This is a genomic window from Pantoea sp. X-Soil-YNGN-785 (genome assembly GCF_059730585.1).
This window is the reverse complement of record NZ_AP035942.1, coordinates 501,665-527,039: the sequence shown is the minus strand read 5'-3', so window position 1 is coordinate 527,039 and position 25,375 is coordinate 501,665. Positions and strand designations below refer to the sequence as shown.

At 59.1% G+C, this 25,375-nt stretch carries 18 protein-coding genes; 8 read left to right on the top strand and 10 right to left on the bottom strand.

Annotated elements, in window-relative coordinates; genetic code table 11:
• Window positions 1–43 precede the first annotated feature (43 nt).
• Together lptG and lptF are read right to left on the bottom strand one after the other, a co-directional pair.
• Complete coding sequence (lptG, locus tag AC6I8E_RS02325) at window positions 44–1,120, bottom strand: LPS export ABC transporter permease LptG (RefSeq protein ID WP_033781702.1); 1,077 nt, start codon at window positions 1,118–1,120, stop codon at window positions 44–46.
• Window positions 1,120–2,220 (bottom strand): LPS export ABC transporter permease LptF, encoded by a 1,101-nt coding sequence (gene lptF, locus AC6I8E_RS02320; RefSeq protein WP_033731353.1) that lies wholly within the window; start codon window positions 2,218–2,220, stop codon window positions 1,120–1,122. The genes lptG and lptF overlap by 1 nt, the downstream gene beginning before the upstream one ends.
• 268 nt (window positions 2,221–2,488) lie before the next feature.
• Between lptF and pepA the strand changes: the two genes are divergently transcribed.
• The 4 genes from pepA (at window position 2,489) to AC6I8E_RS02300 (ending at window position 7,974) form a co-directional block, all read left to right on the top strand.
• On the top strand, window positions 2,489–4,000 hold the full coding sequence (pepA, locus tag AC6I8E_RS02315; RefSeq protein ID WP_009092357.1) for a leucyl aminopeptidase: 1,512 nt from the start codon (window positions 2,489–2,491) through the stop codon (window positions 3,998–4,000).
• Between the two features lie 65 nt (window positions 4,001–4,065).
• The gene (locus AC6I8E_RS02310; RefSeq protein WP_008925453.1) at window positions 4,066–4,524 is read left to right on the top strand and encodes a DNA polymerase III subunit chi; all 459 of its coding nucleotides are present in this window, start codon (window positions 4,066–4,068) and stop codon (window positions 4,522–4,524) included.
• Window positions 4,525–4,529: 5 nt separating this feature from the next.
• Entirely contained in the window at window positions 4,530–7,385 is a 2,856-nt protein-coding gene (locus AC6I8E_RS02305) for a valine--tRNA ligase (RefSeq protein WP_497824372.1), read from the top strand.
• A gap of 76 nt (window positions 7,386–7,461) precedes the next feature.
• On the top strand, window positions 7,462–7,974 hold the full coding sequence (locus AC6I8E_RS02300) for a GNAT family N-acetyltransferase (RefSeq protein ID WP_278495315.1): 513 nt from the start codon (window positions 7,462–7,464) through the stop codon (window positions 7,972–7,974).
• A gap of 35 nt (window positions 7,975–8,009) precedes the next feature.
• On the opposite strand, the gene miaE is transcribed toward AC6I8E_RS02300, so the two are convergent.
• Both miaE and rraB read right to left on the bottom strand, forming a co-directional pair.
• Complete coding sequence (miaE, locus tag AC6I8E_RS02295) at window positions 8,010–8,771, bottom strand: tRNA isopentenyl-2-thiomethyl-A-37 hydroxylase MiaE (protein ID WP_497824371.1); 762 nt, start codon at window positions 8,769–8,771, stop codon at window positions 8,010–8,012.
• Window positions 8,772–8,825: 54 nt separating this feature from the next.
• Entirely contained in the window at window positions 8,826–9,248 is a 423-nt protein-coding gene (rraB, locus tag AC6I8E_RS02290) for a ribonuclease E inhibitor RraB (protein WP_013359940.1), read from the bottom strand.
• A gap of 160 nt (window positions 9,249–9,408) precedes the next feature.
• On the opposite strand from rraB, the gene argF reads away from it, so the two are divergent.
• The 4 genes from argF (at window position 9,409) to ridA (ending at window position 12,604) form a co-directional block, all read left to right on the top strand.
• A complete protein-coding gene (gene argF / locus AC6I8E_RS02285; RefSeq protein ID WP_013359939.1) occupies window positions 9,409–10,416 on the top strand; it encodes an ornithine carbamoyltransferase in 1,008 nt (335 codons plus the stop codon).
• Between the two features lie 317 nt (window positions 10,417–10,733).
• Window positions 10,734–11,669: an aspartate carbamoyltransferase gene (gene pyrB, locus AC6I8E_RS02280; RefSeq protein ID WP_147789326.1), complete on the top strand. Its 936-nt coding sequence runs from the start codon at window positions 10,734–10,736 to the stop codon at window positions 11,667–11,669.
• A gap of 11 nt (window positions 11,670–11,680) precedes the next feature.
• Window positions 11,681–12,145 (top strand): aspartate carbamoyltransferase regulatory subunit, encoded by a 465-nt coding sequence (pyrI, locus tag AC6I8E_RS02275; RefSeq protein ID WP_010251684.1) that lies wholly within the window; start codon window positions 11,681–11,683, stop codon window positions 12,143–12,145.
• Between the two features lie 72 nt (window positions 12,146–12,217).
• Window positions 12,218–12,604 carry a 2-iminobutanoate/2-iminopropanoate deaminase gene (gene ridA / locus AC6I8E_RS02270; protein WP_013359937.1) on the top strand — a complete coding sequence of 129 codons (387 nt, stop codon included), beginning with the start codon at window positions 12,218–12,220 and terminating at the stop codon, window positions 12,602–12,604.
• Between the two features lie 49 nt (window positions 12,605–12,653).
• Here the strand turns inward: ridA and lplT are convergent, their stop codons facing one another.
• The 6 genes from lplT to AC6I8E_RS02240 form a co-directional block, all read right to left on the bottom strand.
• Window positions 12,654–13,844 carry a lysophospholipid transporter LplT gene (lplT, locus tag AC6I8E_RS02265; RefSeq protein ID WP_497824370.1) on the bottom strand — a complete coding sequence of 397 codons (1,191 nt, stop codon included), beginning with the start codon at window positions 13,842–13,844 and terminating at the stop codon, window positions 12,654–12,656.
• A complete protein-coding gene (aas, locus tag AC6I8E_RS02260; protein WP_497824369.1) occupies window positions 13,841–15,991 on the bottom strand; it encodes a bifunctional acyl-ACP--phospholipid O-acyltransferase/long-chain-fatty-acid--ACP ligase in 2,151 nt (716 codons plus the stop codon). The genes lplT and aas overlap by 4 nt, the downstream gene beginning before the upstream one ends.
• Before the next feature lie 90 nt (window positions 15,992–16,081).
• Window positions 16,082–17,467 carry an efflux transporter outer membrane subunit gene (locus AC6I8E_RS02255; RefSeq protein ID WP_497824368.1) on the bottom strand — a complete coding sequence of 462 codons (1,386 nt, stop codon included), beginning with the start codon at window positions 17,465–17,467 and terminating at the stop codon, window positions 16,082–16,084.
• Window positions 17,468–17,470: 3 nt separating this feature from the next.
• A complete protein-coding gene (locus AC6I8E_RS02250; RefSeq protein WP_377796169.1) occupies window positions 17,471–20,572 on the bottom strand; it encodes an efflux RND transporter permease subunit in 3,102 nt (1,033 codons plus the stop codon).
• A complete protein-coding gene (locus tag AC6I8E_RS02245; RefSeq protein ID WP_497824367.1) occupies window positions 20,569–23,784 on the bottom strand; it encodes an efflux RND transporter permease subunit in 3,216 nt (1,071 codons plus the stop codon). Before AC6I8E_RS02245 ends, AC6I8E_RS02250 begins: the two co-directional genes overlap by 4 nt.
• A complete protein-coding gene (locus tag AC6I8E_RS02240; protein WP_095706305.1) occupies window positions 23,781–24,989 on the bottom strand; it encodes an efflux RND transporter periplasmic adaptor subunit in 1,209 nt (402 codons plus the stop codon). Before AC6I8E_RS02240 ends, AC6I8E_RS02245 begins: the two co-directional genes overlap by 4 nt.
• Between the last annotated feature and the right edge of the window lie 386 nt (window positions 24,990–25,375).

Sequence of the window (25,375 nt, the reverse complement as noted above, 5' to 3'; positions counted from 1 at the left end):
TAAAAAAGGCCGCCCTGAGAGGCGGCCATTTGCGTGATGACGGTCAGCGCCGCTTAATCAACATAAACATGCTGATAGCAAAGAACGCAAAGCTCGGCAGAATCGCCCCCAGAATCGGCGGCAGGCCGTAAACCAGGCTTAGCGGACCAAAAATCTGGTCCAGCACGTAGAACAGGAAACCGAAGCTGATACCGGTTACGACGCGCACACCCATCGACACGCTTCGCAGCGGACCAAAGATAAACGACAGCGCCATCAGCATCATCACCGCGACGGACAGCGGCTGGAAAATCTTGCTCCACATATTCAGCTGATAACGTCCCGCTTCCTGACCGCTCTGCTTCAGATACTTGCTGTAGCTATGCAGACCGCGAATCGACAACGCGTCAGGGTCCAGCGCCACCACACCCAGCTTGTCTGGCGTCAGATTGGTTTTCCATTCGCCACTCAGACTCTGTGAACCGGTAATCTGCTTCGGATCGGTCAGGTTTGACTCATCGACCTGTGACAGCATCCAGCGCTTTTTAGCCGCATCCCAGGTCGCCGTCGCCGCGTAACGCACGCTCTGCAGACGACGCTGATCGTTGAAGTTATAGATGCTCACACCATCAATTTCATTGTCGCCTTTGATGCGCTCAATATAGATGAAGTTATTACCATCTTTCGCCCACAGACCATTCTGCGTTGAGACCAGTGCGCCGCCATAAAGCTGCTGCGCCCGATAGTTACGCGCCATCTGCTCGCCCGAAGGCGCAACAAACTCACCAATTGCCATGGTCAGCAGCACCAGCGGAATCGCCGTTTTCATAACGGACAGCGCCACCTGCATGCGGGTAAAGCCCGCCGCCTGCATCACTACCAGCTCACTGCGCTGCGCCAGCGCGCCCAATCCCAGCAGCGCACCCAGCAGGGCCGCCATTGGGAAGAAAATCTCAATATCTTTTGGCACGCTGAGCAGGGTGTAATAACCGGCACTCAGCGCGCTATAACTACCCTGGCCGGTTTTACGCAGCTGATCGACGAACTTGATGATGCCGGAAAGCGACACCAGCATGAACAGCGTCAGCATGATGGTATTAAAGATGGTTTTACCGATATAGCGGTCAAGTACGCGAAACATCAGACCGACCCTCCGCGGGTAAAGCGGGCGCGAATCCGACGCATCGGCACCGTATCCCACAGGTTAAGCAGCACCGCCAGCACCAGATAGCTGATATTCACCACCCACATCCAGAGCGCCGGATCGAGCCGCCCTTTCGCTCCGCTCGACTTCAGCGAGCTCTGCAACAGGAAGAAGATCAGATAGAGCAGCATGGCGGGCAGCATCGATAGCACACGACCCTGACGCGGGTTCACCACGCTGAGCGGCACCACCATCAGCGCCATCACCAGCACCGCAAATACCAGCGTCAGACGCCAGTGCAGCTCGGCCTGGAAATCCGGTGTCTTATTCGCGAACAGGTCGGTCATGCTGGCCTGCTCGGCATCGTTAGGATCGAGCGTTGCCGCTTTATAGCCCACGATGGCCTGATAGTTAGTGAAGTCGGTGATACGGAAGTCACGCAGCAGTGCGGTGCCCTCAAAGCGGGTGCCTTTATCCAGCGTTACCACCTGCGAGCCATCTTTATGCTGCTCCATGTGACCGCTGTCAGCCAGCACCACCGAAGGACGCGCGTTGCCTTTTGGCCGTAACTGCGCCAGGAATACGTTGCCAAAGTTGTTGCCCTTCACATCCTCGACAAACAGCACGGCGCTGCCGTCGCTGGAGGTCTGGAACTGCCCGGCGGCCATCGCCGCAGCACCTGGATTCGCTTTGGCGTTCTGCGTCACCTCATCCTGATAGCGGGATGACCATGGCCCCAGCCAGATGACGTTCACCGCTGCCACCACCGAGGTAAACAGCATCAGTACCATCGCCGCTTTTACCAGGACGGCCTTACTCAGACCGCAGGCGTGCATCACGGTAATTTCACTTTCCGTGTAGAGACGCCCCAGCGTCATCAGGATCGCCAGAAACAGACTTAAGGGCAGTATAAGTTGTGCCATTTGAGGCACACCGAGTCCTAACAAGGTCAGAACGAGGTTTGTCGGCACTTCGCCATCCACCGCGGCTCCCAGGATCCTGACTAACTTCTGGCAAAAGAAGATGAGTAGCAGGATAAACAGGATAGCCAGCTGGCTTTTGAGCGTTTCCCGAACCAGATATCTAATGATGATCACGCTTAGTACGCCTGTGAAAACTTGTCTTTTTGCAGGAAAATCGCTAGTTTCAACGCTTATCAGCCATTTTTCTTCATCAATGGCCGTCGCCGTAGCTAAATTTGTATGAAAAACGCGTCCGGGTGGTGAAAAAACAACATCTTGTCACCCTGATTCATTATGACCTCCAGCGGCAGAATGTCATGCTGCGACAATGAATAAATGGGTCATGAGCGCGCTACATTCTAGCGGCAGCAGCGGCCGTTGTCTTTAAGATTCAGGAGAGTGCATGGAGTTCAGTGTAAAAAGCGGAAGCCCGGAAAAACAGCGCAGTGCCTGCATTGTCGTTGGCGTTTTCGAACCGCGTCGTCTGTCACCGATTGCCGAGCAGCTGGATAAAATCAGCGACGGCTACATCAGCGCCCTGCTGCGCCGCGGCGAGCTGGAAGGAAAAGTGGGCCAGACACTGCTGCTGCATCATGTGCCAAATATCCTGTCCGAGCGTATTCTGCTGATTGGCTGCGGTAAAGAGCGTGAGCTGGATGAACGCCAGTACAAGCAGGTCATTCAGAAAACCATTAATACGCTGAACGACACCGGCTCCATGGAAGCGGTCTGCTTCCTGACCGAGCTGCATGTCAAAGGCCGCAATACTTACTGGAAAGTGCGTCAGGCGGTGGAGACCTCAAAAGAGGCGCTCTATAACTTCGACCAGCTGAAAAGTAACAAAGCAGAGCCGCGTCGTCCGCTGCGCAAGCTGGTGTTTAACGTGCCGACCCGCCGTGAACTCACCAGCGGCGAACGCGCTATCCAGCACGGATTAGCGGTCGCTGCCGGCATGAAAGCCGCTAAAGATCTCGGCAACATGCCGCCAAACATCTGTAACGCTGCCTATCTGGCGTCGCAGGCGCGCCAGCTGGCCGATGCCTTCAGCAAAAACGTGACGACCCGCGTGATCGGCGAACAGCAGATGAAAGAGCTGGGCATGAACGCCTATCTCGCCGTCGGTGCCGGTTCGCAGAACGAATCGCTGATGTCGGTAATTGAATACAAAGGCAATCCGGACGCTGAAGCGCGCCCGATTGTGCTGGTGGGTAAAGGACTGACCTTTGACTCCGGCGGCATCTCCATTAAGCCTGCCGACAGCATGGACGAAATGAAATATGACATGTGCGGCGCGGCTGCCGTCTATGGCGTGATGCGGATGGTGGCCGAGCTGAATCTGCCGCTGAACGTAGTGGGCGTGCTGGCGGGCTGTGAAAACATGCCGGATGGCCGCTCGATGCGTCCGGGCGACGTGCTCACGACCATGTCGGGTCAGACGGTTGAAGTACTGAACACCGACGCCGAAGGCCGTCTGGTGCTGTGCGATGCGCTGACCTACGTGGAACGCTTCGACCCGGAAGTGGTGATTGACGTGGCAACGCTGACCGGAGCCTGTGTGATTGCGCTGGGTCATCACATCAGCGGCCTGCTGTCGAACCACAATCCGCTGGCGCATGAGCTCATCAGCGCCTCGGAACAGTCGGGCGATCGCGCCTGGCGTCTGCCGATGGCGGATGAGTTCCAGGAGCAGCTGGAGTCCAACTTTGCCGATATGGGCAACATCGGTGGCCGTCCAGGTGGCGCGATTACCGCCGCCTGCTTCCTGGCACGCTTTGCCCGCAAATATAACTGGGCGCACCTGGATATCGCCGGTACCGCCTGGCGTTCCGGCAAGGCCAAAGGCGCGACCGGACGTCCGGTGCCGATGCTGTCGCAGTTTCTGTTGAATCGGGCAGGATTGAACGGCGACGACTAACCGCCCTCTTTTCTGACAGCAGGGGCGGATCTGAATCCGCCCCTGATCTTCTGATGAGCTAACCGATGAAAAACGCAACCTTCTACGTGCTGGAAACCGATGCAACGAGCGATGGCCTGAGTGCCGTTGAAGCGCTGGTGTGCAATCTGGCGGAAACACGCTGGCGGGCCGGAAAGCGGGTGTTGATCGCCTGCGAAGATGAACAGCAAGCCATTCGTCTCGACGAAGCGCTGTGGCAACGACCGGCAAACGCCTTCGTGCCGCACAACCTGGCGGGTGAAGGCCCGCGCTACGGTGCGCCGGTCGAGCTGGCCTGGCCACAGCGTCGCGGCAGTTCACAGCGCGACCTGCTGATTAGCCTGCTGCCCCACTTCGCAGATTTTGCTACTGCTTTCCATGAAGTGATAGACTTCGTTCCTTACGAGGACGCTCTCAAACAACTGGCGCGCGACCGCTACAAAGCGTATCGCAGCGTTGGATTCCAATTGAATACGGCAGCGCCACCACAGCCGCAAACGACATAGCAGAAATGGAAAAGACATATAACCCGCAAGATATCGAGCAGCCGCTTTACGAGCATTGGGAAAAGCAGGGCTACTTCAAACCGAATGGCGATACCAGCCAGGAAAGCTTTTGCATCATGATCCCGCCGCCGAACGTCACCGGTAGCTTGCACATGGGTCACGCCTTCCAGCAAACCATCATGGACACCATGATCCGTTACCAGCGCATGCAGGGGAAAAATACCCTGTGGCAGGCCGGTACTGACCACGCGGGCATCGCCACGCAGATGGTGGTTGAGCGCAAAATTGCGGCTGAAGAGGGCAAGACGCGCCAGGATTATGGCCGCGATGCGTTCATTGAGAAAATCTGGCAGTGGAAAGCGGAATCCGGCGGCACCATTACCCGCCAGATGCGCCGCCTGGGTAACTCCGTCGACTGGGAGCGCGAGCGCTTCACCATGGACGAGGGTCTTTCCAACGCCGTAAAAGAGGTGTTTGTTCGCCTCTACAAAGAGAACCTGCTCTACCGTGGCAAACGCCTGGTGAACTGGGATCCTAAGCTGCGCACCGCAATCTCCGATCTGGAAGTGGAAAACCGCGAGAGCAAAGGCTCTATGTGGCATATCCGCTATCCACTGGCTGATGGCGCAAAAACCGCCGACGGTAAAGATTACCTGGTCGTTGCCACCACCCGTCCGGAAACCCTGCTGGGCGATACCGGCGTGGCCGTTAACCCGGAAGATCCACGTTACAAAGATCTGATCGGCAAATTTGTGCTGCTGCCGCTGGTTGGCCGTCTGATTCCAATCGTTGGCGACGAACACGCTGACATGGAAAAAGGCACCGGCTGCGTCAAGATCACCCCGGCGCATGACTTCAACGACTACGAAGTGGGTCGTCGTCATAAGCTGCCAATGATCAACATCCTGACCTTCGATGGTGATATCCGCGACCGCGCTCAGGTATATGACACCAACGGCGAAGCCAGCGATGCCTGTTCCGATGAGATCCCGGCCGCTTTCCAGAACATGGAACGCTTTGCCGCGCGTAAAGCCATCGTTGCCGCTGTCGATGAGCTGGGCCTGCTTGAAGAGATCAAGCCGCACGATCTGACCGTCCCTTACGGCGATCGTGGTGGCGTGGTGATCGAGCCGATGCTGACTGACCAGTGGTATGTGCGTACCGCGCCGCTGGCAAAAGTCGCCGTTGAAGCCGTTGAGAATGGCGACATCCAGTTCGTGCCGAAGCAGTACGAAAACATGTACTTCTCCTGGATGCGTGATATTCAGGACTGGTGTATTTCCCGTCAGCTCTGGTGGGGTCACCGCATCCCGGCGTGGTATGACAACAACGGTAACGTCTACGTTGGCCGTACCGAAGATGAAGTTCGCGCCGAGAACAACCTGGCCGCCGATGTGGCGCTGCGTCAGGATGATGACGTGCTGGATACCTGGTTCTCCTCAGGTCTGTGGACCTTCTCCACCCTGGGCTGGCCGGAAAACACCGAAGCGCTGCGCACCTTCCATCCGACCAGCGTGCTGGTCAGCGGCTTCGACATCATCTTCTTCTGGATTGCCCGCATGATCATGCTGACCATGCACTTCATCAAAGATGAAAACGGCAAACCGCAGGTGCCGTTCAAAACCGTCTACATGACCGGTCTGATCCGCGATGAAGAAGGTCAGAAGATGTCGAAATCCAAGGGCAACGTGATTGACCCGCTGGATATGGTCGACGGCATTTCGCTGGAGGCGCTGCTGGAAAAACGCACCGGCAACATGATGCAGCCACAGCTGGCGGAGAAGATACGCAAACGTACCGAGAAGCAGTTCCCGGACGGTATCGAGCCATCAGGCACCGATGCGCTGCGTTTCACTCTGGCGGCGCTGGCCTCAACCGGTCGCGACATCAACTGGGACATGAAACGCCTGGAAGGGTATCGCAACTTCTGTAACAAGCTGTGGAACGCCAGCCGCTTCGTACTGATGAACACCGAAGACCAGGATTGCGGACAGAATGGCGGCGAGATGACGCTGTCGCTGGCGGATCGCTGGATCCTGACCGAGTTCAACAACACGGTGAAAGCATACCGTGAAGCGCTGGATAGCTACCGTTTCGACATCGCGGCTAACCTGCTGTATGACTTCACCTGGAACCAGTTCTGCGACTGGTATCTGGAGCTGACCAAGCCGGTGATGAACAGCGGCAGTGAAGCTGAACTGCGTGGCACCCGCCATACGCTGGTTCACGTGCTGGAAGCGCTGCTGCGTCTGGCGCATCCGATCATTCCGTTTATCACTGAAACCATCTGGCAGCGCGTGAAGGGGCTGAAAAATATCAGCGACGACACCATTATGCTGCAGCCTTTCCCGCAGTACGATGCGGCGAAAGAAGATGCCGAAGCGAAAGCGGACATCGAATGGATGAAGCAGGCAATCGTCGCGGTGCGTAATATCCGTGCCGAGATGAATATCGCCCTGAGCAAGCCGCTGGATGTGCTGCTGCGTGACTGCTCGCCTGCGGCGCTGCGCCGCGTTGAGGCTAACCGCAACTTCCTGTCGCGCCTGGCGCGTCTGGAAAGCCTGACCATTCTGCCTGCAGGCGAGAAAGGCCCGGTGTCGGTGACCAAACTGGTTGAAGGCGCAGAGCTGCTGATCCCGATGGCAGATCTGGTGGATAAAACCGCCGAGCTGGAGCGTCTGGCGAAAGAGCTGGTTAAGCTGGATGTCGAGATCGAGAAGATTGAGACCAAGCTGGCAAACGAAGGCTTTGTGTCACGTGCGCCGGAAGCGGTCGTCGCGAAAGAGCGCGAACGCGTGGCAGACCTGCAACAATCAAAAGCAAAACTGATTGAACAGCAGGCGGTCATTGCGGCATTGTAAGCGTCTTAGCTGACAGCTTATTCATAAAGCCGGGCTTGCCCGGCTTTTTTATTGACCTCGTACAAATCCGGAAGAGATGATGACGACCAGTACCATCCCGCGTTTTGACCTCCAGGTGCGGCCAATTACGGCCGCCGATAATCCGCATATTGCCCAGGTGATCCGTGATGTTTCTGCGGAGTTCGGCCTGACGGCTGACAAGGGCTACACCGTCTCCGATCCGCAGCTCGACCAGCTGTTTGAGCTCTACAGTGCAGAACAGAGCGCCTACTGGATTGTGGAGTATCAGGGCAAAGTGGTCGGCGGCGGCGGGGTTGCACCTCTCGCCTGCAGCGCGCCCGATATCTGCGAACTGCAAAAGATGTACTTCCTTCCAGAGGTGCGCGGTCAGGGCCTGGCGCGCGAGCTGGCGCTGAGGGCGATAGAATATGCACGCAGCCACGGCTTCCGTCGCTGCTATCTGGAAACCACCGCCAGCCTGACGCGAGCGATTAAACTCTATGAGTCGCTGGGCTTTGAGCATATCGATAGCGCGATGGGCTGCACCGGCCATGTCGACTGCGAAGTGCGGATGCTGAAACTACTGTGACAGACGGGGCTGCCCGCCCCGCCCGTGCAGCCGGATCAGAAGGCGGGAACGCCACTGTGAAAACGTAATTCGTTGTCGGGTTCGCTGATTAACCGCCCTTCTGTCACGCCAATCGCCTGAACCCGCGGCGCGATATCTTTACCGGCAATCTGTGCCGCCAGCATTAAATAGTCCTGATAATGCCGCGCTTCGGAGCGCAGCAGCGAAATATAGAACTTCGCCAGTTCATCATCAAGATACGGTGCCAGGCTGGCGAAACGCTCGCAGGATCGCGCCTCAATGTAAGCGCCACAAATCAGCTTATCCACCAGCGTTTCCGGCTCATGGGTGGTCACTTCGCGCAGCAGCGATTTGGCATAGCGGCTGGAAGTAATCTTATGATAGACCAGCCCACGCGACTGCATAATTTCCCACACCTGATAGAAGTGATGCAGCTCCTCTTTAATCAGCAGCACCATCTTCTCCACCAGCTCATCCGCCCACGGCAGCGCATTGCGCACAATAACGCTTTTTGTCAGGTTCTTATGGGCGTTGATAAAGTCGCTGTCGCCATCTTCGCGGAAAATAAAATCTTCATAGGGCTTCAGCCACGCCAGAATGGCGTCGCCGCTGGGTTTGTCGGCGACATATTTGCGGATCAGCCACACCGCGGTCTGGGCAGCTTTCAGCTCGCACACCAGATGGTCGGTTAACAGCAGAGTCAGGTTTTCCGGCTTGCGCGCCTCGTCAATCCAGGCCTGTGGCGTGCGGCAGTGCAGAAACTGATAGATCGGTTCAAGTAAGGGTGCGTAATTCATGATGTCAAAAGGGGTGGCAGAAGTGACAGGCGGAGAACGCTCCGCCCCGGCTACTTAGTGGCGAATACCATCATCATCTTCATCTTCGATGGCGTCGTCATCTTCGTCTTCATCTTCGGCATCAGGGTCTTCGAAATAGGTGCCCCAGCCGTCGTAGTCGACGTTGTACTTACCAATCAGGTTCACCAGCTGCTCAACCTGCACATCAATCAGTTCAGGCTTCAGCGCAGATTCGCTGATGATGTCGACGCACATCACGGTGGTGCCATCTTCCAGCTCCAGCTCTTCCGGCTCGGTCACTTCATAACCCAGCTTGAATGCATCAACCGCGGCTTTTTCCAGTGAATCAAAATTATTGCATGAGAGATGATGCTCGATGGTATAGAGCGCATCAGGATCGCTGCCATCCTCCAGCAGCTCTTCGATAATCTGCCGTGTCTCTTCCTGCTGCTCTTCCAGTAATGCTTCATATGCCATGACAATGTCCTCTCTGAGTTCGGCAATAATCAATTATTTTCCCACACTGCCTGTCGCGCCACTACACAAAACGAAAAGTTTATTAGCTCCAGACTTGAAAATGAATATTCATACGGTTAAATTGAATTTTAATTCATTTTAATGATTACCGGAGTGTTGTATGAGTCAACTGTATCAGCGCCATTTCCTCAGGCTTCTGGATTTTACCCCCGCCGAAATTGATCACCTGCTTTCCCTGTCCGCTGAGTTGAAACAGGCGAAAAAAAGCGCCAGCGAAGTGCAGTATCTGAAAGGCAAAAACATCGCGCTCATCTTCGAAAAAGACTCGACCCGTACCCGATGCTCTTTCGAAGTTGCCGCTTACGATCAGGGTGCAAACGTCACTTATCTCGGCCCGAGTGGCAGTCAGATCGGCCATAAAGAGTCAATGCGCGACACGGCGCGGGTGCTGGGCCGCATGTACGATGGCATTCAGTATCGCGGTTACGGTCAGGAGCTGGTGGAGACGCTGGCAGAACACGCCGGTGTGCCGGTGTGGAACGGTCTGACCACCGAGTTTCACCCAACCCAGTTGCTGGCCGACCTGCTGACCATGCAGGAGCATCTGCCGGGCAAAAAACTCAGCGAGATGACGCTGGTTTATGTGGGCGATGCGCGCAACAACATGGGTAACACCATGCTGGAAGCCGCCGCTCAGGTCGGTCTGGATCTGCGTCTGGTGGCACCGAAGAGCTGCTGGCCAGAGGACGAACTGGTGGCGCAGTGCCGCGACGCTGCACAGCAGACCGGTGGCAAAATTACCCTCACCGAAGATATTGCTGATGGCGTAAAAGGCGCTGACTTTATCTACACCGACGTCTGGGTGTCGATGGGCGAAGCCAAAGAAGTCTGGGCCGAGCGTATTGCCCTGCTGCGTGACTATCAGGTCAACCGGGCGATGCTCGATCTGACCGGTAATCCGCTGGTGAAATTCCTGCACTGCCTGCCCGCTTTCCACGATGACCAGACCACACTGGGCCAGCAGATGGCAGAGCAGTACGATCTGCCCAACGGCATGGAAGTGAGCAACGAGGTATTTGAGTCGCCGCATAGCATTGTGTTTGACCAGGCCGAGAACCGGATGCACACCATTAAAGCGGTGATGGTCGCCACGCTGGGCCAACGCTGATCGAAGAGGTTCAGACGGGCTGAGGACGCTGAGTCACGTCCGCTGGTGAAGAGCGCGTCACCCGTCTGACGGCCCATGCGCGCTTAGCTGCTACCGAGGCGCAAACGTTTTCCTCTTGCCGCCCCACCACGAACGGGTATAATGCGGCCCAATTTGCCGGAGGAAATATGCGACAGCACAGCGGACAATTTAACGCTCAATCACGCCTGACCGCAGGCGGCGCTGCTGTTTCTTTCGGTCATCGACCCGATCTTAAAAAAGCCCCTTAATGAGGGGCTTTTTTTTGTCCGCAATCCGGCCGCGCAGAGGAGAGAGCTATGCCTAACCCGCTATATCGCAAGCACATTATTTCAATCAACGACCTCAGTCGTGAAGAGCTGGAACTGGCGCTGCACACCGCCGCAAAGTTGAAAGCCCATCCGCAGCCGGAACTGCTGAAGCACAAGGTTATCGCCAGCTGCTTCTTTGAGGCCTCGACCCGTACCCGCCTGTCGTTTGAAACTGCGATCCATCGCCTGGGCGCGTCAGCGGTGGGCTTTGCAGATGGCAGTAATACTTCGCTGGGCAAGAAAGGCGAAACCCTGGCCGACACCATTTCCGTCATCGGCACCTACGTTGATGCGATCGTGATGCGTCATCCGCAGGAGGGCGCGGCGCGACTGGCGACCGAGTTCTCCGGCGGCATCCCGATTCTTAATGCCGGTGACGGCGCAAACCAGCATCCGACCCAGACGCTGCTCGATCTCTTCACCATTCAGGAGACGCAGAGCCGTCTTAATCAGCTGAATGTGGCGATGGTCGGCGACCTGAAGTATGGCCGTACCGTGCACTCCCTGACACAGGCGCTGGCGAAATTTGATGGCAACCGTTTCTTTTTCATCGCACCCGATGCGCTGGCGATGCCGGCCTATATCACCGACATGCTGGATGAGAAGAACATCGCCTGGTCACGGCACGACAGTTTTGAAGAGGTGATGCCGCAGCTCGATATCCTCTACATGACCCGGGTGCAGAAAGAGCGGCTCGACCCGTCCGAATATGCCAACGTTAAAGCACAGTTCATTCTGCGCGCTGCCGACCTCAGCACAGCGCGCGACAACATGAAGGTGCTGCACCCGCTGCCGCGCATCGACGAGATCACCACCGATGTCGATAAAACCCCGTATGCCTGGTATTTCCAGCAGGCGGGTAACGGCATCTATGCGCGCCAGGCTCTGCTGGCACTGGTTTTAAACAGCGAACTCGCCCTGTAAGGAGAACCCCCATGACGCAGGACAACAAATTGCAGGTCGAAGCGATCAAACGCGGCACGGTCATCGACCATATTCCGGCGCAGATCGGTTTTAAACTGCTCTCCCTGTTCCGGCTGACCGAAACCGATCAGCGCATTACCATCGGTCTGAATCTGCCGTCGGGCGAGATGGGCCGCAAAGATCTGATCAAAATTGAGAACACCTTTCTCACCGACGATCAGGTAAATCAGCTGGCGGTCTATGCGCCGCACGCCACGGTTAACCGCATCGACGACTACGAAGTGGTAGCGAAGATCGCCCCGACGCTGCCGGATCACGTTGAACGGGTGCTGACCTGCCCCAACAGCAACTGCATCAGCCGCAGCGAGCCGGTCTTCTCCAGCTTTGCCGTGAAGCAGCGTGCCGACGATGTGCATCTGAAGTGCAAATATTGCGAGAAAGAGTTCGCCCGTCATGTGGTGCTGGGTCACTGGTAATCGCCCTGCCCGACCTTATAATGGGCAACACCGGCGGCATCGCCGCCTGACGACATAATCAAAGGAGCCATGATGTCTCGTGAAATCAGTACTGAAAAAGCCCCTGCCGCTATCGGTCCCTATGTTCAGGGTGTCGATCTGGGCAGCATGATCATCACCTCAGGTCAGATCCCGGTCGATCCGGCGACTGGCCAGGTGGCAGATGACATTGCCGCACAGGCGCGTCAGTCACTGGAAAATGTGAAGGCGATTGTTGAAGCCGCGGGTCTGAAGGTGGGTGACATCGTGAAGACCACGGTGTTCGTGAAGGACCTGAATGATTTCGCCACGGTCAACGCGACCTATGAAGCGTTTTTCACCGAGCATGAAGCTAACTTCCCGGCGCGTTCCTGTGTCGAAGTGGCGCGTCTGCCAAAAGATGTGAAGATCGAAATCGAAGCGATTGCCGTCCGTCGCTAAGCCTCACGCCGCCTCTTCCCGCGTAAGCCGGAGAGAGGCGGCGAATTTGTTACCGCTTAGCCGGTCGCCACAGCCACAGCACCGTAATCGCCAGCGCAAACAGCACGCCAAAACCGACGCCCGTCGCCACCGCAGGGGCTCCCGCCTTAATCGCCAGCGTATAGAGCCCCAGCATGATCAGCATGGCGCTGTTCTCGCCCAGGTTCTGAACCGCAATCGCATTGCCTGACCCGACGCTCTCTTTGCCGCGCGCCTGCAGCAGCGCATTCAGCGGCACCACAAAGAAACCGCCCAGCGCACCAATCAGCATCAGCACCGGATAAGCATTCATCAGGGAGTGCTGCAGCGCGAAGACCACCACCATCACGCCAATCAGCACACCAGCTGGCATGCAGCGACGCACGGTCTCCAGCGTGACCAGCTTCGCCGCCGCCGCCGCGCCAATCACAATGCCGATCGCCACCATCGCATTCAGCGTGGTTGGCGTGGTGTTGTCATTGATGCCCAGCGCCACCGGCACCCACAGCACCAGCAGGAAACGCAGCGTCACGCCTGCGCCCCAGAACAGACTGGTACCGAGCAGTGAGAAGCGCGTCTCTGCGTCACGCCACAGCAGCGCAGCGGCACTGAAGAAACTGCGCGTCATCACGCCAAACTGCCAGCTCTGACCCGGCCGTGCCGCCTGAAGTTTCGGGATAAACAGGTTCGCGATCACGGCGATGCCGTAGGTCAGCGCACAGATCCCCAGTGCCGCCAGAATATGCCAGTCAGCCAGCATACCGCCTGCCACCGAGCCAAGCAGGATGGCGGCGATGGTCGACGCCTCCATCAGCCCGTTGGCTTTCACCAGCTTCTCGCCGTGGGTGATCTCACCGAGGATGCCATATTTGGCCGGCGAGTAGGCCGCTGCGCCCGCGCCCACCAGCGTGTAGCCGAGGAAGGGATTGAAGCCGAAGCAGATCACCAGCGCGCCCAGCAGCTTCAGGCTGTTGGCGAGCATCATCACCCGCCCTTTCGCCATGCTGTCCGCCACCTGCCCGACAAACGGTGCCAGCAGAATGTAGGCTGCAACAAACAGCATCTGTAATACCGGCTGGCTCCACTCGGGATAGAACTGACTTTTCAGCACCGCCAGCGTGGCAAACAGCAGCGCGTTATCGCCGAAGGCCGAAAAGAACTGGGCGATAATCACGGCAATCATGCCGCGCGACATCAGCGGCGCATTACGATCAAGGCTCATGCCTGCTCCTCTTCCGCCATTTTTTTCAGCGTGACGTAGTCGGGTTTACCGCTGCCCAGCTGCGGCAGCTGCTTCATGACACGGATATCACGCGGCAGTGCCAGTTCTGGTGCACCCAGCTCGCGGGCCGCTTTCTGCAGCCTGTCGCGCGCCAGCTCAGCATCGGTGGTGAACAGCACCAGTGCCTCACCACGCTGACCATCCGGGCGCAGTGAAGCGGCGTGCTGTTTGTCCGGTGACGCTTTAAGGGCGATCTGCTCGACGATCTCCAGTGACACCATCTCACCGGCAATCTTCGCAAAGCGTTTGGCACGGCCCTGAATCTGGCAGAAGCCGCCTTCATCGAAGCTGACGATATCGCCGGTGTCATACCAGCCCGCTTCCATATTGCCTTCACCATCGTCGGCGGCCGGTGCTTCCAGCACGCCAGGATTTTCGACCCGCAGATAGCCCTTCATCACGTTCGGCCCACGCAGTTGCAGGCGTCCGCCGTGCTCAATGCCCGGCACCGACATCAGTCTTGAATCCATGCCCGGCAGAATGCGCCCCACGGTGTGCGTCTTCGCCGCCATCGGCACGTTAATCGCCACAACCGGTGCGCACTCGGTTACGCCGTAGCCTTCGAGAATGCGAATGCCATACTTCTCGATGTAGAGCTGACGGGTGTTCTCCTGCAGCTTCTCCGCACCCGCGACCACATAGCGCAGACGGGCAAAATCATAGGGCGCGGCAAAGCGCGCGTAGTTACCCAGGAAGGTTGAGGTGCCAAACAGCACGGTGCAGTTACGGTCATAAACCAGCTCCGGCACGATGCGATAGTGCAATGGGCTAGGATAGAGGAAGACCTGTGCGCCGGTCATCAGCGGCGTAAACAGCCCGACGGTCAGACCAAACGCATGGAACAGCGGCAGCGCCGACATAAAGCGGTCGCGCGGGGTGAAGTCCGCGATGGTGCGGATCTGCTCAACGTTTGCCAGCAGGCTTTTATGCGAGTGCACCACCCCTTTAGGGTTGCCTTCCGAGCCGGAGGTAAACAGCACCATCGCGGCGTCTTCCGGCTGCTGAGGCAGCTGGGCGCGATGCGGCATCAGCAGATGCGCGAGGATCCACAGTTTGTCCTTGCCGGTGACGGCATCTTTCAGATCTTCCAGGTAGATCCACTGCACATCGTCCAGCCCCTGCGGCAGATGCCACAGGTTGCCTTTGTCCAGGAACTGCCGTGATGTGAAGACGGTTTTGATCTGCGCGGCGGTCAGTGCAGCCCGCATGCCGTTAACGCCTGCGCTGTAGTTGAGCATTGCCGGAACACGCCCGCGCAGGGTGGCCCCGAAAATCGCTGCTGCTGTCACAGTGGTATTGGGCAGCAGCAGCCCCACCACTTCTCGCGGCTGGCTGTAGCGCTCCAGAATACGGCCCACGCCCAGCGACTTCTTCAGCAGTCCGGTGTAGCTGTCGGGTTTGAAATTCACATCTTCGATGCAGCGCTTAAACGCGCCATAGCGTGTCCGCGCCGCCAGAAACGCCTCAAACAGGGTTTCACGCGGACGCACCGCCATGCGCGCTTCCATCATCACGTGATGCAGATGCTCCCCGGCCAGCACGCGCCGGTCGCGCGCCCGTTTCGCCTCCGGCATCGGAATGCGGGTCGCGGGCAGAATGGTCAGGGTGATGCGCGGGAACAGGCGACGTTTGAACACGCCCGCCAGACGACCGAACGGCGTGTATTCAGCGCCTTCGATGCGCATCGGCACCACATTCGCGCCTGAACGCGCGGCGACAAAGCCGGCCCCGCTGTAGATCTTCATCAGCGATCCGGTCACGGTTATCCGGCCTTCCGGGAAGATCACCACCGGACGGCCCGTATCAATCAGCCGTACCAGCTGCTTCAGCGCCATAGGCCGGGTCGGATCCAGCGGCACAAAGTCGATAAAGGGTTTAATCAGACGCATAAACCAACTTTCGCTGATGGTCGAGTAGACGGCGAATACCGGTTTAATCGGTAAAAAGAGCGCCAGCAGCATGCCGTCGAGAAACGACATATGGTTCGGCGTGATTAATACCTTCTGCTTATGCAGTTCGGCGACGTCGCCACGCAGTTCGACCCGCCATAACAGGCGAAATATCAGGCGTAAAAGTGTGAAAGCCATGCCGGTTCCTTAGCATCGTGAAAATTAGCCCCTCACGATGCAGGATTTGACGCGGTTCGACAACCGAATTATCGGCAGTCTGACGCGGCTTCAGGGGGCCTGCCAGCCACCGCCGAGCGCGGCAATCAGCGCCACGCTGCTGACCCACTGCGTGCTCTGCAGCGTCAGCAAACTCTGCTGCGCACTCAGGCTGCTGTTCTCAGTGGTCGCTACATCCAGGTAGTTAATCATACCCGCCTCATACTGCAGACGCGTCACCCGCGCCGAGGTCTGTGCAGCATCGGTGGCGCGCTGCTGTGCGGCGATTTCGCCCTGCAGCGTGTTCAGCTCCACCAGCTTATCTTCCACTTCCTGCATCGCGGACAGCACCGTCTGACGATAGGTCGCGACGCTGGCATCCCAGCTCGCCCGCGCCTGATCGACTTTGGCAGAGGTCGCGCCCGCGTCAAGCAGCGTGCCGCTCAGCTCCGGCCCCAGCGACCAGACGCGGTTCGGCAGTGAGAACAGCGAATGCAGCACCGAAGCGCTGACGCCACCGCTGGCGCTCAGGGTCAGGTCGGGATAGTAACCAGCCACCGCCACACCCACGGCGGCATTGGCGGCGGCCATGTTGCGTTCGGCGTATGCAATGTCGGGACGGCGCTGCAGCAGCTCGCCCGGCAGGGCCGCCGGAATCGCGGGCAGCGTGGCGGTCAGCGGCGCGGCGGCCAGGCTAAAGTCGGCGGGGGCTTTGCCGATCAGCAGCGCAATGGCGTGCTCCATCTGCGCGCGCTGCCACTGGTAATCCTGCGCCGAGGCGCTGGCATTCTCCAGTTGCAGCTGCGCCTGAGCCAGAGTCGCCCGCGACGCGGTGCCCGCCTGATACTGGCTGGTAATGACGTTCAGGTAGCGCTGATAGGCGTCAACGCTCTGCTGATAGCGCGCGATTTTCTGATCCATGATGCGCAGCTGGAAATAGTCCTGCGCCAGCTCAGACTGGGCGCTCAGGGTGATATTGGCCAGTTCCGCCGCACTGGCCGCGGCGCTGGCGCGGTCCTCCTCCAGCGTGCGCCGCAGTTTGCCCCACAGATCCAGCTCCCAGCTGGTACTCAGTTCCGCCTGATGGCTGCTGCTGGTGGTGCGAACGCTGCTGTTGGTTGCATGGCTGCCGCTGCGCGTCACGCTGCCGTCATAGCCCAGCGAAGGAAACAGCGCCGCGCGAGACTCCGCCGCCAGCGCCTGCGCCTGCCGGTACTGCGCGGCATAGGTCGCCACATTCTGATTCGACACGCTGACCTGGCTCAGCAGCCCGCCCAGCGTGGCGTCGTGATAGACCGCCCACCATTCGCCTTTGCTTTGCGCATCCAGCGGCGTCGCCTGCTGCCAGCCTTTCGCCTCTTTATAGTGAACCGGCATCGCCACCGCCGGGCGCTGATAATCGGGACCAACGCTACAGCCAGCCAGCAGCAGCACAATAAACGGGATAAGAAATTTCATGGATCAGGATTCCGCATGGCGCAGACGACGCCATTGACGTTGAGTGGCACGGCCCAGACGGTCGAGCCACAGATAAACAACCGGTGTGGTAAACAGCGTCAGCAGCTGGCTGAGCGCAAGACCGCCTGCGATGGCAATCCCCAGCGGACTGCGCAGATCGGCATCCCCGCCACTGCCCAGCGCCAGCGGCAACGCGCCGAAAAAGGCGGCCAGCGTGGTCATCATGATCGGCCGGAAGCGCATCAGACACGCCTGGGTGATCGCCTGCTGCGGCGACATGCCCTGCCGCCGTTCCGCGTCGATGGCAAAATCGATCATCATGATGGCGTTCTTTTTCACGATGCCAATCAGCAGGATGATGCCAATCAGCGCGATCACCGTGAGCTGCGTGTTGGTCAGCAGCAGCAGTAACAGCGCGCCGACGCCCGCAGACGGCAGCGTCGAAAGAATGGTCAGCGGATGGATGTAGCTCTCGTAGAGCACGCCGAGCACGATATAGACCGCTGCCAGCGCCGCCAGAATCAGCCACGGCATGGTAGCGGTCAGCTGGGAAAAGGCGGCGGCAGTACCGGCAAAACCGGCATGAATAGTCGACGGCAGGCCCAGCTTCGCCATCGCCTGTTTAATCAGACCCTGCGCCTGCTCCAGTGAAACACCATCATTGAGATTGAACGCTACCGTGCTGGTCGCTGACTGGCCCTGATGCGCCACCGACAGCGGCGCATTGCCGCCGCTGAAGCGGGCAAAGGCGGAAAGCGGCACGCGGTCACCGCTATCATTAATCACATAGAGCTGCTGCAGCGTCTCCGGATTGGCGGTGTCGCTGTCCTGCAACGACATCACCACATGATACTGATTCAGGGTGTGATAGAGCGTGGCGATCTGCCGCTGGCTGAACGCATTATTCAGCAGCGTATCGAGCATTTTCACGTTGACGCCCAGCCGGGTCGCGCGGTCGCGGTCGATGGTCAGTTCCACCTCCTGACCGCCGGTCTGCGAGTCGGAGTCTACGCTGTTGAGCTGAGGGATCGCCGCCAGCGCCGCCTGCACTTTCGGCGTCCAGATCCGCAGCAGATCAAGATCGTCTGCCTGCAGACTGTACTGATACGTGGCGTTAGCGCTGCGTCCGCCAATGTGCAGATCCTGCGCCGCCATCAGGAACATCTGCGCCCCGGCGATGTGGCTGGTTTTACGCGTCAGCCGGTTGGCCACTTCGGTGGCCGTGGCATCGCGCTGGTCAAAGTCCTTAAGCCGCACAAAGAAGTTGGCGCTGTTACGGGAGCCAAACATCCCGCTGCCCATCGACGACATTACGCTCTCGACCGCCGGGTCTTCCTGAATGATCTTCGTGAACATCAGCATTTTCGGCTTCATCGCCTGAAATGAAATATTCTGATCGGCGCGCAGCGCGCCCATCAGTAGCCCGGTGTCCTGATTCGGGAAAAAGCCCTTCTGCACTACGGTAAAGAGAAAAACATTCAGCAGCACGGTCAGCAGCAAACTGAGCAGCGTCAGTTTCTGATGGCGCATCACCCAGGCCAGCCCGCGCCCGTAGGCGGCCAGCAGGCGGTTCAGCTGATTTTCAATAAACTGATAAAGCGGATGCGGCCGCTGGCTGACGGGCGGCTTTGGTTTGAGCAGGCGTGCGCAGAGCATCGGCGTCAGGCTGAGCGAGACAAACAGCGAGATCAGCAGCGACACGGTGAGCGTCACGGCAAACTCGCGGAACAACCGTCCGACAATGCTGCCCATCAGCAGGATCGGGATGAACACCGCGATCAGCGACACGGTCATCGACAGTACGGTGAAACTCACCTCCTGCGCCCCGCGCAGCGCCGCCCGCAGCGGGCTCAGCCCGCGCTCAATGTGACGGGTGATGTTCTCCAGCACCACAATCGCATCATCCACCACGAAGCCGGTGGAGATAATCAGCGCCATCAGCGACAGGTTATCCAGGCTGTACCCCAGCAGGTACATCACCGCACAGGTGCCGATCAGCGACACCGGCAGCGCCAGTGCCGGAATGATCACCGCCTGCAGATTGCGCAGGAAAATAAACACTACCGCAATGACCAGCAGCACCGCGATCAGCAGCGTCTCTTCGGTATCATACAGCGAGGCGCGCACGCCGGGCGAGCGGTCAACCACCACTTTCAGCTGGCTGTCCGCGGGCAGGCTCTTTTCCAGCAGCGGCAGCTGCGCTTTTATCGCGTCGATGGTTTCGAGCATATTAGCGCCCGCCTGACGTTTGATGCCGATCATCACCGCAGGCGTGGCATTCAGAAATCCCGCCTGGTAGCGATCTTCCACCGAATCATAGACCGTGGCGACGTCGCGCAGCCGCACCGCCTTGCCCTGTTGATACGTGATGATCAGATCGCGATAGCTGGCGGCCTTTTCCAACTGGCCGTTGCTGTCCACCAGCCACGACTGGTCACTGCCCTGCAGGATTCCCTTGGGCAGATTGGTGGTGCTGTTGGCAACGGCGGCACGCACCGTCTCCAGCGAGATGCCGTAATGGGTCAGCTTCAGCGGCTGCAGATCAATCCGCACCGCGGGTAAGGCGCTGCCCATCAGCGACACTTCGCCCACGCCCTGCACCTGCCCCATCGCCTGTTCGATCTTGCTCTCCGCCAGATCGTAAAGCTCGCCGGGCGTGCGGGTGGCAGAGGTCAGCGCCAGCATCACAATCGGCGCATCCGACGGGTTGGCTTTGCGATAGGTCGGCAGCGAGGCCATCGCGCTCGGCAGCAGGCTGCGCGACGCGTTGATCGCCGCCTGCACGTCGCGTGCCGCGCCATTGATATCACGGTCCAGCTCAAACTGCAGGATGATGCTGCTGGAGCCCTGCGAACTGCTGGAGGTCATCTCACTGATACCCGCAATCTGCCCGAGCGAACGTTCCAGCGGAGTGGCGACCGTCGCCGCCATCGTTTCCGGGCTGGCTCCCGCCAGGCTGGCGCTGACCATGATGGTCGGAAAATCGACCTGCGGCAGCGGTGCCACCGGCAGCAGCCGGTAGCCCAGCGCGCCGAGCAGCAGGATCGCCAGCGTCAGCAGCAGCGTCGCCACCGGACGAAAGATAAATAGCCGGGTCAGGTTCATTGCCCGCTCCGCGCCTGCTGCTGACGGCGTTTCACCCAGGCGTTGCCGCGCTGCGCCAGCCCGTCAAACCAGAGGTAGATGACCGGCGTGGAGAAGAGCGTCAGCACCTGACTGACAATCAGCCCGCCGACAATCACCAGCCCCAGCGGCTGACGCAGTTCGGCACCCGAGCCGGAGGCGAGCATCAGCGGCAGCGCGCCGAGCAGCGCCGCCATCGTCGTCATCAGGATCGGGCGGAAGCGCAGCAGGCAGGCTTGATGAATCGCCTCACGCGCGCTCAGGTGCTGCTGATGTTCCGCCTCCAGTGCGAAGTCGATCATCATAATGGCGTTCTTTTTCACGATGCCGATCAGCAGGATGACGCCAATCAGCGCAATCAGGCTGAACTCCGTGCCCGCCAGCAGCAGCGTCAGCAGGGCGCCCACCGCCGCCGACGGCAGCGTAGAGAGAATCGTGACCGGATGGATAAAGCTTTCGTAGAGGATACCGAGCACCACATACATGGTGATCAGCGCCGCCAGAATCAGCCACAGCGTGTTGCCGGTGGCGCTCTGGAACGCCGAGGTTTCCCCCTGATAGCGCAGCGTGGTGCTCTCCGGCAGCTGCAGCTGCTGGCGCACCTCTGCAATTGCCCGCTGACCATCCTCCAGCGAGTAGCCTGGATTAAGGTTGAATGAGATCATCACCGCCGGGAACTGATTCAGCCGCATGTGCATCAGCGAGCCGGTGCGCTGATGAATCGTCGCGATAGAGGTGAGTTTCACCATCCCGCTGCTGGCCGTGGTGCTGTCCGAACCTGAGGTGGACGTCGACGTTGATGAAGAGGTGGACGAAGAGGCAGATGACGTCGTGCTGGTGGATGACGACGTTGAACTGCTGCTGGTGGACGGCTGCAGATAAACATCATCAAACGACGCCGGCCCCTGCTGGTAAGCCGGCGCTACTTCCAGCACCACCCGATACTGATTCGACTGGGTAAAAATGGTCGAGACCAGACGCTGACCAAACGCGTTATAGAGCGCAGTGTCCACGTCCGATGCGGTAATGCCGAAGCGCGCCGCTTTGTCGCGGTTCAGCTCCACGTAAGAGACACGCCCCTGATCCTGCAGGTTACTCACCACGCCATTAAACTCGGGCCGCTGCTGCAAGGCAGCCACCAGTTTCGGCGACGTGCGGACCAGATTTTCACTGTCGGCGTCGTCGAGGGTGAACTGATACTGACTCGGCGATACCTGATCGTTGACGGTGAGATCCTGCGCTGGCTGCAGATAGAGCCGGATACCCGGCACGCTGGCGGTCGCCTGGTTCAGCTGGCTGATGACCTGGCTGGCACTGAGATCGCGCGAGCCAAACGGCTTAAGGTTGATCTGCAACCGTCCGCTGTTGAGGCTGGTGTTGGTGCCGTCGATACCGATGGTCGATGAGACGCTCTCCACCGCCGGGTTTGTCAGGATAAGTTTAGAGAGCGCCTGCTGGCGCGAAGCCATGGCGTTAAACGAGACATCCTGAGAGGCAACGGTGACGCCCTGAATCAGCCCGGTATCCTGCGTCGGGAAGAAGCCTTTCGGCACCATCAGATAGAGCAGCGCCGTCAGCCCGAAGGTCGCCAGCGCCACCAGCAGCGTCAGTTTCTGATGATTCAGCACCATGGTCAGCAGCCGGTCATAGCCGCGCACCAGCCGGTCAAACAGCGCGCCGCCCTTGCGGGCAAAGGTTGACTGCTGCTCTGGCGGAATGTGCCGCAGCAGATACGCGCACAGCATCGGGGTCAGCGTCAGTGACACCAGCATCGACACCAGGATCGCCACCGCCAGCGTAATCGCGAACTCCCGGAACAGCCGCCCGACCACATCGCCCATAAACAGCAGCGGGATCAGCACCGCAATCAGGGAAAAGGTCAGCGAGATGATGGTGAAGCCAATCTGCTGTGAGCCTTTTAGCGCCGCCTCCATCGGTGACTCGCCCTGCTCCAGCCGCCGGGAGATGTTCTCGACCACCACGATCGCGTCATCGATGACAAAGCCGGTGGCGATGGTCAGCGCCATCAGCGACAGATTATTCAGGCTGAAGCCCGCCAGATACATCACGCCAAAGGTGCCAACCAGCGACAGCGGCACCGCCACGCTCGGGATCAGCGTGGCGGCCACGTTGCGCAGGAACAGGAAGGTCACCATCACCACCAGCGCAATCGACAGCATCAGCTCAAACTGCACGTCGCTGATTGAGGCGCGAATGGTCTGGGTGCGGTCGGAGAGAATGGTCATCTTTACCCCGTCCGGCAGCGCCGCCTGCAGTGCGGGAAGCTGCGCCTTGATGTTGTCCACCACCTGAATAACGTTTGCGCCGGGCTGGCGCTGCACGCTGATGACAATCGCGGGCTGGTTATTGGCCCATGCGGACTGGAAGCTGTTCTCCGGACCCTGCTCAATATGAGCGATATCTTTCAGGCGCAGCGCCGCGCCGTTCTCGTAAGTGAGGATCAGGTTGCCGTACTCTTCGGCGGTGCGCAGCTGATCGTTGGCGTCGATGGTGACCGAATGATATTTGCCGTCAAAGCCGCCTTTGGAGCCATTGACGTTGCTGTTGCCGATCAGCGTATTCACCGCCTCCAGCGTCAGATGATGCGCCGCCAGCGCCTGCGGGTTCATCTGCACCCGAATCGCGGGCTGATGACCGCCCGCCAGCGTCACCATGCCGACGCCGGAAATCTGCGACAGCTTCAGCGCCACCCGGGTATTCACCAGATCCTGCACCTCTGTCAGCGGCAGCGTGTCTGAACTGGCTGCCAGCGTCACCACCGCGCTGTCCGCCGGATTGACCTTTTTGTAGGTCGGCGGATTAGGCAGATCGTCAGGCAGCAGGTTATTTGCCGCATTAATGGCCGCCTGCACCTCCTGCTCGGCGACATCCAGCGACAGATCCAGGCTGAACTTCAGAGTAATGATCGACGAGCCGCTGGCGCTGGTGGAGCTCATCTGGCTCAGCCCCGCCATCTGCCCTAGCTGGCGCTCCAGCGGTGAGGTGACCGACGACGCCATGACATCCGGGCTGGCGCCAGGATAGAGCGTGGTGACCTGAATGGTCGGATAGTCGACCTGCGGCAACGCCGAGGTCGACAGGAATTTATAGGCGAAGATGCCCGCGATCAGCACGCCGACCATCAGCAGAATGGTGGCGACCGGACGCAGAATAAACAGGCGAGACGGGTTCATTTCGATACAGCACCGGCAGCGGGCGTCTCATCCGCCAGCGTGACTTTGCTGCCGCTGGTCAGACGATCGATCCCTTCCGTTACCAGCCGATCGCCCGGCGAAACGCCACTGAGGATCGCCTGCTGATCGTCGCCGAACGCCGGGCCGGTGGTGACCGCTTTGCGCGTGACGGTGTGATCTTTGTTGATCACAAAGACGAAGCTGCCATCGCTGCTGAGCTGCAGCGCCTGCGCCGGGATCACCGTCACGCCTTTCAGCACCCGGGTCTGCAGCCTGATATTCACAAACTGGTTAGCAAACAGCGCTTCATCCTGGTTGGCAAACATCGCCTTCAGCGCCACGGTGCCGGTGGCGGTATCGATCTGGTTGCTGATGAACTTCACTTCGCCGCTGGCGAGCGGATGCTGATTGTCCTGATCGAACAGCGTGGCGGGCAGGCTCTGTCCCTGATGCAGCACGCTGACCAGCGCCGGGATGTCGCTTTGTGGCACGCTGAAGGTCACGGCAGCGGGCTGCATCTGCGTAATGGTGACCAGGCCGGTACTGCTGGAGCTCTGTACCATGTTGCCGGGATCGACCTGACGCAGGCCGACACGCCCGCTGATCGGGGCGGTAATCCGGGCATACTCAATGCTCAGCTTCGCACTGGCAATCTGCGCCTGATCGGCGGCGACAGCGCCGCGATACTGCCCGACGGTGGCAATCTGACTGTCCAGATCCTGACGCGCCAGCGCATCCTGCGCCGCCAGTTTGCGGTAACGCGTCAGCGTCAGCTCGGCACTTTTCAGCAGCGCCTGGTTTTCGCTGAGTTCAGCCTGATACTGGTTCAGCGTCGCCTGATAGCTGCGCGGATCGATCTGCGCCAGCAGTTGCCCGGCGCTGACCTTCTGCCCTTCAGTGAAGAAAACCTGCTCCAGCTGACCATCAACGCGGCTGGTCACCGTCACGCTGGCGTTGGGGATCACCGTGCCGAGCGCATTCAGCCATACTGGCACATCCGCCGTGCTGGCGACGCCGCTGTGAACCAGCGTTGCACCGCCGCCCATCATGCCAGGCGCACCCGGTCTGCCCGGCGGCATTCCCTCACCCGGCCCGTGCCCCGAAGAGAGCAGACGCCAGATAACGCCCGCGACAATCACAACAACCAGCAACAGGAGCAGCCATTTAAGCCCAAAGGAACGCGCGGGGCGAGAAAGGTGAGTCATCGTCGAACTCTTCAGATAAGCAGAAAAAGAAATCCCGGAACGTGCGGAATGCGGCAGTGAAAACCGGTTGTGGCGAGCAAAAAAACGCCAGGCGTCACGGCGGCCATTATCGGTGAAAGGCGACGCGCGTTTCTACCGGCAAACTGTCAGGGTTTCGTTAAGAACGATGATGATTTAACGGCGGTTGATACAGCCGAAAAGGCAGGAGTCCGGTGCGCAGGCAAAAAAAACCCACGCATCTGCGTGGGTCGGTGTAATAACAGGGTCTCACTGCCGAAGCGGTGTTGTTTTCACACCCATCAATACCTCTGGGACTGCTATCCTCGCACTGATTGACCGCGCGGAGACAGCAGGAAAACGCAACCGAATTCGGGGAAGTGCAACGA

Coding starts and splice junctions, on each gene's coding strand:
- lptG (WP_033781702.1), bottom strand. CDS start 1,120: ATGTTTCGCGTACTTGACCGCTATATCGGTAAAACCATCTTTAATACC.
- pepA (WP_009092357.1), top strand. CDS start 2,489: ATGGAGTTCAGTGTAAAAAGCGGAAGCCCGGAAAAACAGCGCAGTGCC.
- AC6I8E_RS02310 (WP_008925453.1), top strand. CDS start 4,066: ATGAAAAACGCAACCTTCTACGTGCTGGAAACCGATGCAACGAGCGAT.
- AC6I8E_RS02305 (WP_497824372.1), top strand. CDS start 4,530: ATGGAAAAGACATATAACCCGCAAGATATCGAGCAGCCGCTTTACGAG.
- AC6I8E_RS02300 (WP_278495315.1), top strand. CDS start 7,462: ATGATGACGACCAGTACCATCCCGCGTTTTGACCTCCAGGTGCGGCCA.
- miaE (WP_497824371.1), bottom strand. CDS start 8,771: ATGAATTACGCACCCTTACTTGAACCGATCTATCAGTTTCTGCACTGC.
- rraB (WP_013359940.1), bottom strand. CDS start 9,248: ATGGCATATGAAGCATTACTGGAAGAGCAGCAGGAAGAGACACGGCAG.
- argF (WP_013359939.1), top strand. CDS start 9,409: ATGAGTCAACTGTATCAGCGCCATTTCCTCAGGCTTCTGGATTTTACC.
- pyrB (WP_147789326.1), top strand. CDS start 10,734: ATGCCTAACCCGCTATATCGCAAGCACATTATTTCAATCAACGACCTC.
- pyrI (WP_010251684.1), top strand. CDS start 11,681: ATGACGCAGGACAACAAATTGCAGGTCGAAGCGATCAAACGCGGCACG.
- ridA (WP_013359937.1), top strand. CDS start 12,218: ATGTCTCGTGAAATCAGTACTGAAAAAGCCCCTGCCGCTATCGGTCCC.
- lplT (WP_497824370.1), bottom strand. CDS start 13,844: ATGAGCCTTGATCGTAATGCGCCGCTGATGTCGCGCGGCATGATTGCC.
- aas (WP_497824369.1), bottom strand. CDS start 15,991: ATGGCTTTCACACTTTTACGCCTGATATTTCGCCTGTTATGGCGGGTC.
- AC6I8E_RS02255 (WP_497824368.1), bottom strand. CDS start 17,467: ATGAAATTTCTTATCCCGTTTATTGTGCTGCTGCTGGCTGGCTGTAGC.
- AC6I8E_RS02250 (WP_377796169.1), bottom strand. CDS start 20,572: ATGAACCTGACCCGGCTATTTATCTTTCGTCCGGTGGCGACGCTGCTG.
- AC6I8E_RS02245 (WP_497824367.1), bottom strand. CDS start 23,784: ATGAACCCGTCTCGCCTGTTTATTCTGCGTCCGGTCGCCACCATTCTG.
- AC6I8E_RS02240 (WP_095706305.1), bottom strand. CDS start 24,989: ATGACTCACCTTTCTCGCCCCGCGCGTTCCTTTGGGCTTAAATGGCTG.